The organism is Massilia sp. ST3 (genome assembly GCF_018119405.1).
GTDB lineage: Bacteria > Pseudomonadota > Gammaproteobacteria > Burkholderiales > Burkholderiaceae_D > Telluria.
Map to the genome: position 1 here is coordinate 1 of NZ_JAGPWC010000058.1, position 12,542 is coordinate 12,542.

15 protein-coding genes are annotated in these 12,542 nt (G+C 64.0%); 12 read left to right on the forward strand and 3 right to left on the reverse strand.

The window, feature by feature from the left end:
• Nucleotides 1-79: 79 nt before the first annotated feature.
• The gene (locus tag KBW98_RS17780; RefSeq protein ID WP_211521499.1) at nucleotides 80-742 is read right to left on the reverse strand and encodes a hypothetical protein; all 663 of its coding nucleotides are present in this window, start codon (nucleotides 740-742) and stop codon (nucleotides 80-82) included.
• Nucleotides 739-2,094, reverse strand: a complete 1,356-nt coding sequence (locus KBW98_RS17785; RefSeq protein WP_211521500.1) for a DUF2235 domain-containing protein — start codon at nucleotides 2,092-2,094, stop codon at nucleotides 739-741. The genes KBW98_RS17780 and KBW98_RS17785 overlap by 4 nt, the downstream gene beginning before the upstream one ends.
• Before the next feature lie 320 nt (nucleotides 2,095-2,414).
• On the opposite strand from KBW98_RS17785, the gene KBW98_RS17790 reads away from it, so the two are divergent.
• The 4 genes from KBW98_RS17790 to KBW98_RS17805 all read left to right on the forward strand — a co-directional run bounded on the left by KBW98_RS17790 (nucleotide 2,415) and on the right by KBW98_RS17805 (nucleotide 6,489).
• Entirely contained in the window at nucleotides 2,415-2,672 is a 258-nt protein-coding gene (locus tag KBW98_RS17790) for a sulfurtransferase TusA family protein (protein ID WP_229429265.1), read from the forward strand.
• A gap of 182 nt (nucleotides 2,673-2,854) precedes the next feature.
• Nucleotides 2,855-3,604 (forward strand): electron transfer flavoprotein subunit beta/FixA family protein, encoded by a 750-nt coding sequence (locus KBW98_RS17795; RefSeq protein ID WP_211521501.1) that lies wholly within the window; start codon nucleotides 2,855-2,857, stop codon nucleotides 3,602-3,604.
• A gap of 33 nt (nucleotides 3,605-3,637) precedes the next feature.
• Nucleotides 3,638-4,567: an electron transfer flavoprotein subunit alpha/FixB family protein gene (locus KBW98_RS17800; protein WP_211521502.1), complete on the forward strand. Its 930-nt coding sequence runs from the start codon at nucleotides 3,638-3,640 to the stop codon at nucleotides 4,565-4,567.
• Between the two features lie 134 nt (nucleotides 4,568-4,701).
• Nucleotides 4,702-6,489 carry an acyl-CoA dehydrogenase gene (locus KBW98_RS17805; RefSeq protein ID WP_211521503.1) on the forward strand — a complete coding sequence of 596 codons (1,788 nt, stop codon included), beginning with the start codon at nucleotides 4,702-4,704 and terminating at the stop codon, nucleotides 6,487-6,489.
• Nucleotides 6,490-6,689: 200 nt separating this feature from the next.
• On the opposite strand, the gene KBW98_RS17810 is transcribed toward KBW98_RS17805, so the two are convergent.
• The gene (locus KBW98_RS17810) at nucleotides 6,690-7,103 is read right to left on the reverse strand and encodes an NINE protein (protein ID WP_211521504.1); all 414 of its coding nucleotides are present in this window, start codon (nucleotides 7,101-7,103) and stop codon (nucleotides 6,690-6,692) included.
• 241 nt (nucleotides 7,104-7,344) lie between these two features.
• On the opposite strand from KBW98_RS17810, the gene rpsP reads away from it, so the two are divergent.
• The 8 genes from rpsP to KBW98_RS17850 all read left to right on the forward strand — a co-directional run bounded on the left by rpsP (nucleotide 7,345) and on the right by KBW98_RS17850 (nucleotide 12,316).
• Nucleotides 7,345-7,593, forward strand: a complete 249-nt coding sequence (gene rpsP, locus KBW98_RS17815; RefSeq protein ID WP_211521505.1) for a 30S ribosomal protein S16 — start codon at nucleotides 7,345-7,347, stop codon at nucleotides 7,591-7,593.
• 40 nt (nucleotides 7,594-7,633) lie between these two features.
• Nucleotides 7,634-8,164: a ribosome maturation factor RimM gene (rimM, locus tag KBW98_RS17820; protein WP_211521526.1), complete on the forward strand. Its 531-nt coding sequence runs from the start codon at nucleotides 7,634-7,636 to the stop codon at nucleotides 8,162-8,164.
• A gap of 29 nt (nucleotides 8,165-8,193) precedes the next feature.
• Entirely contained in the window at nucleotides 8,194-8,955 is a 762-nt protein-coding gene (trmD, locus tag KBW98_RS17825) for a tRNA (guanosine(37)-N1)-methyltransferase TrmD (protein WP_211521506.1), read from the forward strand.
• Nucleotides 8,956-9,067: 112 nt separating this feature from the next.
• Nucleotides 9,068-9,457: a 50S ribosomal protein L19 gene (gene rplS, locus KBW98_RS17830; RefSeq protein WP_211521507.1), complete on the forward strand. Its 390-nt coding sequence runs from the start codon at nucleotides 9,068-9,070 to the stop codon at nucleotides 9,455-9,457.
• A gap of 122 nt (nucleotides 9,458-9,579) precedes the next feature.
• On the forward strand, nucleotides 9,580-10,248 hold the full coding sequence (locus KBW98_RS17835) for a CoA pyrophosphatase (RefSeq protein WP_229429267.1): 669 nt from the start codon (nucleotides 9,580-9,582) through the stop codon (nucleotides 10,246-10,248).
• A 90-nt stretch (nucleotides 10,249-10,338) separates the two neighbouring features.
• Entirely contained in the window at nucleotides 10,339-11,298 is a 960-nt protein-coding gene (locus tag KBW98_RS17840; RefSeq protein ID WP_211521508.1) for a CobD/CbiB family protein, read from the forward strand.
• Between the two features lie 104 nt (nucleotides 11,299-11,402).
• A complete protein-coding gene (locus tag KBW98_RS17845; protein ID WP_211521509.1) occupies nucleotides 11,403-11,756 on the forward strand; it encodes a DUF3579 domain-containing protein in 354 nt (117 codons plus the stop codon).
• A 110-nt stretch (nucleotides 11,757-11,866) separates the two neighbouring features.
• Nucleotides 11,867-12,316 (forward strand): CBS domain-containing protein, encoded by a 450-nt coding sequence (locus tag KBW98_RS17850; protein ID WP_211521510.1) that lies wholly within the window; start codon nucleotides 11,867-11,869, stop codon nucleotides 12,314-12,316.
• Nucleotides 12,317-12,542 lie beyond the last annotated feature (226 nt).

Below are 12,542 nucleotides of genomic sequence, written 5' to 3' on the forward strand. Positions count from 1 at the left end.
CCACCCCCCCCGGCGGGCCCCCCCACCCCCCCCCCCCCCCCCGCCCCCCCCCCCCCGGGGCCCCCGACGCACATCTGCCCTACCTTCCCGCCTTGTCCTTCCCGGCGACACAAGCTGGGGTGACAGGGTGATCGTCGCCCAGCCTGCGCACCTCGACCCAGATCTCGCCATGGTTGTTGCGGTAGAAGGTGCCGCCGTCGCCCCAGGGCGCGACCGCATCGTTGGGGAAGAATCCCAGCTGGCCCTGGCGGGTGACGGCGAACTCCGGGTTGCAGCTGATGTCCTGGGCCAGGGTGGAGGCGCGTGCCAAGGTGCCGATGTCGAGCACCGTCGCGATCAGGGCGAACCACTTGGCATCGCGCACGCGCTTCCAGTGGTCGAAGCGCTGCATCAGCCAGGTGCCGTCCTGGCCTTTTGGGGGCTGCTGGGTGTGGCTGGCGTCGGACCAGTACTGGTTGGGCGGCGCCTTCACCGCGTAGCGTTCGCCGCGGTCGACCTGCAGGGGCGTAAGCGACACCCGTTCGCTGGCGACCACGTGCGCGTAGCAGCGCTCGCCCGGCTGCAGCTTGACGAGTTCCCCCGCCGGCCCGAAGGAGCAGGTCCTGGCGCCGGGCGGCAGGGTCGAATAGCGGTTTTCCAGGCCGGTCTGCGAAGAGGCGCAGCCGGCCAGGCTCAACGCCGATGCCAGCGCGAGGCAGGCCGCCGGCGCCGGATGCCTGCCCTGCTTGTTCATGCGTTTCATTGCTGTCCTTTGCATTCTCCGAATACTTCCACCTCCAGGGTTTCCACGCAGGGAGCGTCGGAGCCCGGCGGGCGTTCCTTCAGGCGCTGCGGCTTGCTGATGCCTTCGCCGAAGTCCTCGACCAGGCACACCGGGCCCGCGGCGCGCAAGCTGAGCGAATGGTTCTCGTGGGCCGCCAGGGGAAGGGCGCGCCGCCGTTCCAGCACCGCCGGGTGCACGCACAGCCTCCCGGCGAACTCCGTGCGGTGCAGATCCTTGTTGACCGGGTAGCCGCCGAGGTTGCGGTGGATGTTCCGGTAGATCAGTCCATACAGTCCCGACTCGGGATCGTGGCTCCTGCCGAAGGGGTCCTGGTTCACCGCCGCGCCCGGCGGCAGCAGGCCGGTGTCGCGCAGCTCGCCGAGCATCCAGTTCAGCGAGACGCCGCCCAGCATGCTGTCGTGGTAGCCGCCGCCGACGTCGGAGTGGGCGCCGGCGAACCAGACTTCCTTCAGGTGGCCGGGGATGATGCCGCCTTTGGCGTCCAGCATGTGCTGGCCATCCTTGGCGCAGCCCGCGAACATGGGCTCGCGGCCGAGAAGCAGCGGCGTGAAGATCCATTCCCGGTTGTCGTCGAGCGACAGCGCGTGGTAGGCGCGCTTGACGTTGCACAGCGAGTCGCCATAACGGTGGTTGGGGATGTCGACGTCGATCTCGAATGCCTTGTTGCCGAGCCGGTGCCGGATACGCGCGCCCCATTTAGGGAAACCGAGGGCCTCGACGGTATCCCACAGGCCCAGCACCTCGACGCTGATCGAGGCGGGCGCGCCTGTCGCGCCGTCGATGTTTGCGTGCGCCTTGTGCAAGATATCGAAGCGGTCCGGCCCGATATTGTCCTCCAGGGTCTTTTTCTGCGTGTCGTAGACCGTTTCGGCCAGCCGCTCCTTCGACAGCTTCGTGTTGGCGGGCAGGCCCGCGCGGTGCAGCAGCGCCGCCAGGACGCGCGCCGAATAGGCGCCGCGGCTGAAGCCGAAAATGTAGATGCGGTCGCCGGGTGCGTAGTTCTCGAGCAGGAAGCGGTAGGCCGGCTTCACCCTGTCCTGGAAACCCCATCCCGTGCCCATGCCAAGCACGCCCCGCTCGCTGCCGACGCCCTCGACGTAGAAGGTGGCGATGTCGGGGCGCTGCTGCAGGCTGACCAGCGAATGCAGGCGCTTGACGTTGGTATCGGATTCCTCGTCGTTGTTGGTGCCGTCGAAGAAGATCGCGATCTGCTTGGGCTGCTCCAGCGCCGTGGCCATCTGCTTGCTGGTGATCGAGCATCCAGCCAGCGCGAGCAAGGCGAGAGGGAAGAGGCGAATCAGTCTGCGCATGCGGTTCCACCAGTCCAGGAAAGAATGAAGGTATTAAGTATTTGATAACGATCACTTCATCATGAGTCATTCGGAAAAGCAAGTTTTCTGTGGACGGTCGATGAGGGATAAGGGCAGAATCCTGGGCGCGCCATGGGAAAACGCACCTTGCTGGTGCCGCTGCTTATCAGCTGTGTCCGGTCAGAGTGCAATAAATGTTGAAATTTAACAATCGGTTGCACTCTTGCAACAGTGTGTGACTATTTTGGTGCGCTGCGTCATACTGCGGAAATTGGAGTAGTATGCGACTCAGTAGGACCACCTAACAAAGCAGGCAAGCGATGAGCGACACCACTTTCGACACCGATACCATGGAATTCCAGAGAGACCTGGATGCGCGCGGACTGAACTGCCCGCTGCCCATCCTCAAAGCGAAGAAAGCGCTTGCCGAGATGGAGAGCGGCCAGGTGCTGCGCATCGTGGCCACCGACACCGGGTCCGTGCGCGACTTCCAGGCCTTTGCCAAGCAAACCGGCAACGCGCTGCTCTCCCACTCGCACGTGAACGGCGAGTTCACCTTCCTGATGCAGCGCAAGTAGGCGCTGTCCATGGGCGGGGCAGGCTGGCCCCGCCGCTCTCCACCTTTTGTTACTTGTGCCGATTAGGGGAAAACCTCTAGCAAAAAAACGCACGATCGTGCTTTAATTTAGCTGGAAGCCTGAATTTCTCTTATAATCTAGGCCATTTTAGTCTGTCTCCATCCATTTTCTAAAGGCACCCTATGAAAGTCCTGGTACCCGTCAAACGCGTGGTCGACTACAACGTCAAGGTCCGCGTCAAATCCGACGGCAGCGGCGTGGATATCGCCAACGTCAAAATGTCGATGAACCCGTTCGACGAGATCGCGCTGGAAGAAGCCACGCGCCTGAAGGAATCCGGCAAGGTCACCGAAGTGGTGGCGGTGTCGGTCGGTGTGGCCCAGTGCCAGGAAACCCTGCGTACCGGCATGGCGATCGGCGCCGACCGCGGCATCCTGGTCGAGACCGCGGTCGAGACCGAGCCGCTGGCCGTGGCCAAGATCATGAAGGCGCTGGCCGACAAGGAACAGCCGCAGCTGATCATCCTGGGCAAGCAGGCGATCGACGACGATTCGAACCAGACCGGCCAGATGCTGGCTTCGCTGCTGGGCTGGCCGCAAGCCACCTTCGCATCGAAAGTGGTGCTGGAAGACGGCAAGGTCACCGTGACCCGCGAAGTCGACGGCGGCCTGGAAACCGTGGCCCTGAGCCTGCCGGCCATCATCACCACCGACCTGCGCCTGAACGAGCCGCGCTATGTCACCCTGCCGAACATCATGAAGGCCAAGAAGAAGCCGCTCGAGACCGTCAAGCCGGAAGACCTGGGCGTCGACGTGACCCCGCGCCTGAAGACCCTGAAAGTGGTCGAGCCGGCCAAGCGTTCGGCCGGCGTCAAGGTGCCGGATGTGGCGACCCTGGTGCAAAAACTCCGCACCGAAGCCAAAGTCATCTAATCGGCCTTCCGAAAAAAATTCATAGGAATCATCATGGTCGCACTCGTTATTGCTGAACACGACAACGGCTCCCTGAAGGGCGCTACCCACCACACCGTGACCGCGGCCGCCCAGTGCGGCGGCGAGGTCCACATCCTGGTCGCCGGCTCGAACTGCGGCGCCGCCGCCGAAGCCGCAGCAGGGATCGCCGGCGTGGCGAAAGTGCTGGTCGCCGACGCGCCGCACTTCGCCGATGGCCTGGCCGAGAACGTCGCCGAGCAGGTGCTGGCTGTCGCCGGCAACTACTCGCACATCCTGGCCCCGGCTACCGCCTACGGCAAGAACATCCTGCCGCGCGTGGCCGCCAAGCTGGACGTGGCCCAGATCTCGGAAATCACCAAGGTCGATTCGCCCGACACCTTCGAGCGTCCGATCTACGCCGGCAACGCCATCGCCACCGTGCAGTCGAGCGACAAGGTCAAGGTCATCACCGTGCGCGGCACCGCTTTCGACAGCGCCGCGACCGGCGGGTCGGCTGCCGTCGAGCAGATCGCCGCTGTCGGCGACTCGGGCAAGTCGTCCTTCGTCGGCCGCGAACTGGCCAAGTCGGACCGTCCGGAACTGACCGCCGCCAAGATCATCGTCTCGGGCGGCCGCGGCATCGGCTCGGCCGAGAACTTCAAGATCCTGGAACCGCTGGCCGACAAGCTGGGCGCCGCCATGGGCGCCTCGCGCGCCGCGGTGGACGCCGGCTTCGTGCCGAACGACTGGCAGGTTGGCCAGACCGGCAAGATCGTCGCCCCGACCCTGTACATCGCCGTCGGCATCTCGGGCGCAATCCAGCACCTGGCCGGCATGAAGGACTCGAAGACCATCGTCGCCATCAACAAGGATCCGGAAGCGCCGATCTTCTCGGTGGCCGACTACGGCCTGGTGGGCGACCTGTTCGAAGTCGTTCCGCAGCTGGTCAAGGAACTGGGTTAAGTCCCGTGGGGTGGTGAGCGCAATGCGAACGCCTCCACCACCCGTATCCCATACACGTCGTTCCGGCCTTCGCCGGAACGACGGTTTTTTTTGCGCGCGCGGTTTATCGCGCGGCACCCGACTAGGAGACAAAGGTGAGCTACCAAGCCCCGCTGAAAGACATGCAGTTCGTCCTCAACGAACTGGCGAACCTGGAACAGATCAGCCAGCTGCCCGGCTGCGAGGACGCGACCGCCGACACCGTCGGCGCGGTCCTGGAAGAGAGTGCGAAATTCTGCGGCGAAGTCATCGCCCCGCTGAACCACGCCGGCGATAAAGAGCCGAGCTTCTGGAAAGACGGCAGCGTCACCACCTCGAAGGGCTTCAAGGAAGCCTTCCGCGCCTTCGCCGAATCCGGCTGGCAGGGCGTGCAGCACCCGGCCGAATTCGGCGGCCAGGGCCTGCCGAAGCTGGTGGCCACCCCGTGCATGGAAATGCTCCATGGCGCCAACCTGTCCTTCGCACTGGCCCCGCTGCTGACCGACGGCGCCATCGAGGCGCTGCTGACCGCCGGTTCCGACGAGCAGAAGGCGCTGTTCCTCGAACCGCTCATCAGCGGCAAGTGGACCGGCACCATGAACCTGACCGAGCCGCAGGCCGGTTCCGACCTGGCCGCCGTGCGCACCCGCGCCGAGCCGCAGGGCGACGGCACATTCAAGATCTTCGGCACCAAGATCTTCATCACCTACGGCGAGCACGACATGGCGGAGAACATCATCCACCTGGTGCTGGCCCGAACCCCGGACGCGCCGGCTGGCGTGAAGGGCATCTCGCTGTTCATCGTGCCGAAGTTCCTGGTCAACGCCGACGGCTCGCTGGGCGCGCGCAACGACGCGCACTGCGTCTCGATCGAGCACAAGCTGGGCATCAAGGCCTCGCCGACCGCCGTGCTGCAGTTCGGCGACCACGGCGGCGCCATCGGCACCCTGGTGGGCGAAGAGAACCGCGGCCTGGAATACATGTTCATCATGATGAACGCGGCCCGCTTCGGCGTCGGCATGCAGGGCGTCGGCCTGGCCGAGCGCGCCTACCAGCAGGCCGTGGCTTTCGCCAAGGACCGCGTGCAGTCGCGCGAAGTGGCCGGCTCGCCGGGCCCGGTGGCCATCATCAACCACCCGGACGTGCGCCGCATGCTGATGTCGATGCGCTCGCAGACCGAGGCCGCGCGCGCGCTGGCCTATGTCGGCGCCAGCATCTCGGACATCGCCCACAACCACGCCGATGAGGCGACCCGCAAGGCCAACCTGGCCGTCTACGAATACCTGGTCCCGGTCATCAAGGGCTGGTCGACCGAGATGAGCGAGAACGTCGCGCGCGACGGCGTGCAGGTGCACGGCGGCATGGGCTTCATCGAGGAGACCGGCGCCGCCCAGCACTACCGCGACGCCAAGATCCTGACCATCTACGAAGGCACGACCGCGATCCAGGCCAACGACCTGGTGGGCCGCAAGACCGTGCGCGACGGCGGCGCCGTGGCCAAGGGCCTGATCGCCCAGGTGCGCGCGACCGCCGCCCAGCTGGCGGAAGTGCAGGGCGACCTGGCCGCGCTCTCGCGCCGCCTGGTGGACGGCGCGGACGCGCTGGAGCAGGTGGTGGACTTCGTGGTGGCCAACGCCAAGTCGGACGTACGCGCCGTGTTCGCGGGCAGCGTGACCTACCTGAAGCTGGCCGGCATCGTGCTGGGCGGCTGGCAGATGGGCCGCGCGGCGCTGGTGGCGCAGCAGAAGCTCCAGGGCGGCGAGGGCGATGCGTCGTTCTTCAAGGCCAAGATCGCCACGGCGCGCTTCTTTGGCGACCAGGTGCTGAGCCAGGCGGGCGGTATGCGCGATGCGATCGTGGAAGGCGCGTCGGGTGTGCTGGCGCTGGAGGTCGAGCAGTTCTGACGTCTGTTTGCCTGGACGTGAAAAAAGCAGCCGCAGGGCTGCTTTTTTGTCGGCCGTATTGGCTGCGGTGCTAACTTGGGTCCGGGCCTTCGCCGGGACGACGTTGGAGAGAGTGTGGGATGACTGCTGAGTGACTTCGACTACGTGCGTATAAACGTCATCCCGGCGAAGGCCGGGATCCAAGTTTCCATGAGCAGCCTTTAACCGTACGCCCCACCCGTATAAAGCAAGTCAAACAACCTCGCAATCGTCCCGATCAGCACGATCGCCCCAACGGTCATCACCAGCACCAGCATCAGCGGCAGCAGCCAGTTCGAGCGCGAGGCCCTGCCGCTCCCCGCGTTGTACCCCGCATCCCACTTCTCATCCGGCGTCAGCCCCAGCACCAGCGCCTCGATGCAGGCCGCGATCACGGATACCAATAGCGGCAGGATCACATAGAAGGGATGCGGCTTGACGGCCCCATACAGGATGCCGGTGACGAACAGGCTGCACAGGTGCAGCAGCCCCAGGCGGTCGGTGCCGCCTTTCAGGTAGAAGCGGTGGGCGCCGAGGCCGCCCAGCAGCAGGGCCAGCAGGACGGCGAAGGTCTTGTTCTTGTGTGCGACAGCCATGGAAATATTGCCAATCGTTCAGTAAAGCCAAGAGTATCGTCCATATTGGCCAAAATGGCACGCTTTCGCCGGTAGAGGGGGAGGGGAGTGGCTGGCTTGGTGGCGGTGTGGCGAAAAATAGGCGATAATGTTTGATTCGGCCGGGACTGCGCGCCGGGTTGTCGTTAACACTTGCTGCTGGGAGCCGTCGCGCGCTATAATCGTCGACTTTCTCCGTCCAGCTCACTTTTTCGGAATTATTATGGTCGTTATTCGTTTGGCTCGTGGTGGCGCTAAAAAGCGTCCGTTCTTCAACATCGTTGCAACCGACTCGCGCAACCGTCGCGATGGCCGTTTCATCGAGCGCATCGGCTTCTACAACCCGATGGCATCGGGCGCCGAAGTCGGCCTGCGTATCGCTGCTGACCGTCTGGCTCACTGGCAAGGCGTTGGCGCACAACTGTCGCCGACCGTCGCTCGCCTGGTCGCTCAGCAGACCCCGGCTGCCTAAGTAAGGTTTGACAGGTTTGACCGATTCGGCAGCACCCGGGGTGCAAGTCCCCGACGACCTGATCCAGGTCGGCCATGTGTCCGGCGCGTACGGGCTGGTAGGCGGAATCCGCATTACCCCGCACTCGGTGGATGCGGATGCGCTGCTGAACGTCAAAACCTGGTGGCTCGACAAGCCGGCCCTGCGTTCCGTCGCCGTACGGACCGCGAAGTTCCATAGTGGCGACGTCGTTGCCACCCTGGTCGGCCTGCGCGACCGCGATGAAGCCGAAGCGCTCAAGGGCGCCACGATTCAAGTGTCGCGCAAGGATTTTCCTGCACTCGAAGAAGACGAATACTACTGGACCGATCTGATCGGCCTGGATGTGGTCAACCTGCAGGGCGAAGCCCTGGGCAAGGTGGCCGACATGATGCACAACGGCGCGCAATCCATCTTGCGCATCACGCCGGTAGCTGAAGGTGATCCTGCTGCGAAAGTACAGGATCGCCTCGTGCCGTTCGTGGACCAGTTCGTCAAGACCGTCGACCTCGAGGGCAAGCTGATTACCCTGGACTGGGGCCTGGATTATTAATCCTCCCGGTCCGCACGGAGCGAGATCCGATGCAGTTTGACGTCGTGAGCTTGTTCCCAGAGATGTTCGCCGCATTGACGCAGTCGGGAGTCACCCGCCGCGCCTTCGAGCAACAACGCTGGGCCCTGCAGATCTGGAATCCGCGCGATTTCACGCAGGACCGCCACCGCACCGTGGATGACCGCCCCTATGGCGGCGGCCCCGGCATGGTGATGCTGGCGAAACCGCTCGAAGCCGCGATCAATGCGGCCAAGCAAAGGCAGGTCGACCTGGGTCTGCCGGCGCCGCGCGTGGTGTTCATGTCGCCGCAAGGCAGGCCCTTGACCCACGAACGCGCCATGGCGCTGAAGGAAGAGCCCGGGCTCGTCATCCTGTGCGGCCGCTACGAAGCGGTGGACCAGCGCCTGCTGGACCGCTGCGTCGACGAGGAGATTTCCCTCGGCGACTTCGTGCTGTCCGGCGGCGAGCTGCCGGCGATGGCCCTGATGGATGCGGTGGTGCGGCTGATCCCCGGCGTGCTGGGCGACGACGCCTCGGCGGTCGAAGACAGCTTCGTCAACGGCCTGCTGGACTCGCCGCATTACACGCGGCCCGAAATATATGAAGGCGAACCGGTGCCTCCTGTCCTGATGGGCGGCAACCACGCCGAGATCATGAAGTGGCGCCGCCAGCGCATGCTGGAGGCGACCGCGAAGAAACGGCCCGAATTGCTGGACCAGGCGCGCGCCGCCGGCCGGTTGAGCAAGGCCGATGAACAGTTTCTGGCGGGTTTGGTCAAACCTGCCGAGTAAGAATGCATCTTTGTGTGCATGCGACGACGGGCATGTTGCCCGTTTGTTCAACCCCATCCTCTACTGGGCATGCAGTAAAGCGCCAGCAAGATGGTTTTTGGAGTGATAAAAAATGGATCTGATCCAGCAACTCGAGCAAGAAGAAATTGCGCGCCTCGGCCGCAACATCCCTGATTTCGCACCGGGCGACACCGTTGTCGTCAGCGTCAACGTCGTCGAAGGCAACCGCAAGCGCGCCCAGGCATACGAAGGCGTCGTGATCTCGCGTCGTAACCGCGGCCTGAACTCGAACTTCATCGTTCGCAAGATCTCGTCGGGCGAAGGCGTGGAACGTACCTTCCAGCTGTACTCGCCGCTGATCGCTTCGATCGAAGTGAAGCGTCGTGGTGACGTGCGCCGCGCCAAGCTGTACTACCTGCGCGAGCGTTCGGGCAAGTCGGCACGTATCAAGGAAAAGCTGCCGCAGCGTAAAGCAGCCAACACCGCTGCTGCTGCTGAGTAATAGCGTCAGTGTTCTGGAAAAGGCATCCGCAAGGATGCCTTTTTCTTTTCCGGCGGCCCATGTAAAGTTGCCAACCCGTAGGGTGGACGGCAAAGCCGGCGTATGCAAAAGGATTCCCGATCTTGGTCAAGCTCGTTTTCGATCCCACCCAGATGCCCATCGCCGGCCTCGCCGGCGAGTCGCCCGTGCCGGCAGAGCGCCTGACGCCCGAGGCCCTGCGCGCCCGCTTCGCGCAAACCCTGCCCTGGGAGCCGGAATTCTCCGAAGAAGCCCTGGCGGTGCGCGGCCAGACCCTGCGCCGCGCCGCCGTGCTGGTGCCGCTCGTGATGCGCCCGCAAGGCCTCACGGTGCTGTTCACGCGCCGCACCGATCACCTGTCCAGCCATGCCGGCCAGATCAGCTTCCCCGGCGGCGGGGCGGAGGAGCTGGACTCCTCGCCCATCGAGACCGCGCTGCGCGAAGCCGAGGAGGAGATCGGCCTGCATCGCCGCCATGTGGAAATCATCGGCGTGCTGCCCGACCACACCACCATCAGCGCCTACCGCGTCACCCCGGTGGTGGCCCTGGTCGAGCCGCCGTTTGACGTGAGCGCCGATCCGAACGAGGTGGCCGAGGTCTTCGAAGTGCCGCTCGCCTTCCTGATGGATGGCTTGAACCACCAGCGCCGCACCCTCGAACTGCCGCAGACCGCGGGACGCAGGAATTTCTATGCGATGCCATATGAGCAATACTTCATCTGGGGCGCGACCGCGGCCATGCTGCGCAATCTCTTCCATTTCCTCAGGGCGTAAAAGATTCTTACAGAACCCGATTTGATTCCAGCGGCCTTCTCCGTTATCGTAGCGGGCAGTTGTATTGCTATAACAAAAAAGGGTTCCTGCATGACATTCTTTTCCATCCTGTGCGCGCTGCTGATCGAGCAGCTGAAACCGCTGCGCGCGGATAACCAGGTCTACGGTGGCATCAAGGGCTTCGCGATGCGCATCGAGAAATGGTTCAACGCGGGCGAGCAGCGCAATGGCCGCATGGGCTGGATCCTGATGATGGCGGCCCTGATGGTGCCGACCTGGCTGGTCTACTGGTTCTTCATGCGCTACAACCTGGTGTTCCTGGCCTTCGCCTGGAATGTCCTGATCGTCTACCTGACCCTGGGTTTCCGCCACTACAGCCATTACTTCACCAGCATCCAGCTGGCCCTGAACACGGGCGACGAGGCCACCGCGCGCACCTTGCTGGCGGAATGGACCCACCAGGACACGGTCGGCATGGACAGCACCGAGATCACCCGCGTGGCGGTCGAGAACGCCCTGATCACCACCCACCGCAACGTGTTCGGCGTGTTCTTCTGGTTCCTGATGCCGCTCGGCCCGGCCGGCGCCGTCATGTACCGCGTCTCCGAATACCTGTCGCGCGCCTGGAACGAGCCCGACCACATGCGCAACGAAGCCTTCGGCCAGTTCGCGGCCAAGGCCTTCTACTGGATCGACTGGATCCCGGTGCGCCTGACCGCGATCGCCTTCGCCGTGGTCGGTAATTTCGAGGACGCCATCTATGCCTGGCGCAACTTCGCGAACCGCTGGGCCGACGAAGCCAAGGGCATCATCCTGGCTGCCGGCGGCGGCGCCATGGGTGTGCGCCTGGGCACGCCCAACGAGAACGCGCCCCAGCTGCTGCCGGCCGACGCCGCCACGGTGGACCTGACGGACGCCGAAACGGATGTGTTGCCGGGAGAAGAGCCGAATGTCAGGGCCCTCCAAAGCACGGTAGGCCTGGTGTGGCGCGCCCTGATATTATGGATGATCCTCCTGCTCCTGACCTCAAGCGTGGTGTGGCTCGGCTGAACGGAACGTGTGCGAGCCCTCGTGCCCAAGTCTTCTATAAGATATAATAGTGAGCTGAGGTTATTCTCATCCACGCAGCACTTTCTGTTTGAGCAAGCAGCACTATGGCCGAGTCATCGCACACCACGGACAAGGAACTCGCCGGCGAGTTTTTTATCCTGGGCATCACGAACAAAGGCAGGCAATTTCGCCCGAGCGACTGGGCGGAACGCCTGTGCGGGGTCATGGCCTGCTTTTGCCCGGGCTCTACCGGCCGGGACGCGCACCTGAGGTTTTCCCCCTATGTCCACCCGACGGTGGTCAACGGCACCAAGGCCGTGGTGGTGAACCACCAGCTGCAGAAGGTCGAGCCGATGGCGTACCACTTCGTCATCAACTTCGCCAAGGACAATGATTTGCAGGTCGTAGACGCCTGCTATGTCCCGCTGCCGGGCGAGAAGAAACCCGGCGCCGCCTGAATCGCCATTCCCATCTGCCTAACTGGCGCTATGATGAAAGTCACAGCGCCAGTTTTGTTTTGGCCTGCGTGCTCAGGCCGGCGGCGGCGCGCGAGAGCGAGGAGGGCATCATGCACATCGGCGAACTCTGCACGAATCAAACCATCATCTGCGCCCGCGACGAATCGGTGCAGGGCGCGGCGCTGCTGATGCGCCAGCACCATGTCGGCGACCTGGTCGTCGTCGACGCCGAGGGCGACAGCAGCGTGCCGGTCGGGATCCTGACCGACCGCGACATCGTCGTGTCCGTCATCGCGCCCGGACTCGACCCGGCCAGCATCCTGGCCGGCGACATCATGAGCGACGACCTGCTCACGGCCAACGAATCCGACGACGTCTATGAACTCATCGAACGCATGCGCCTGCGCGGCATCCGGCGCGTGCCGGTGGTCGACACGGCCGGCAGGCTGAGCGGCATCGTGAGCGCCGACGACCTGCTCGAATTCCTGGCCGAGGAAATGGGCGAGCTGTCGCGCATCAGTTCCTGGCAGCAGGCCCAGGAGCGGCGCGCGCGGCATTAGGAGCGCTTATTAAGCCATCCTTAATAGCAGATCTGTTAGTGTCGGGCCGGCGCATCGCTCTGTTACGATCTCCGGATCGGGACGGGCGTTGCGTCGTCCAGCAAGCTTACTTTCACCCTTAGCTTCGAACCCGTCATTCCGGCCTTCGCCGGAATGACGGGTTTAGGCGACGGGTGAAATCTAGCCGCTGCGCCCGCCTGCTTTTATTGAAGGGATGGTATGGATT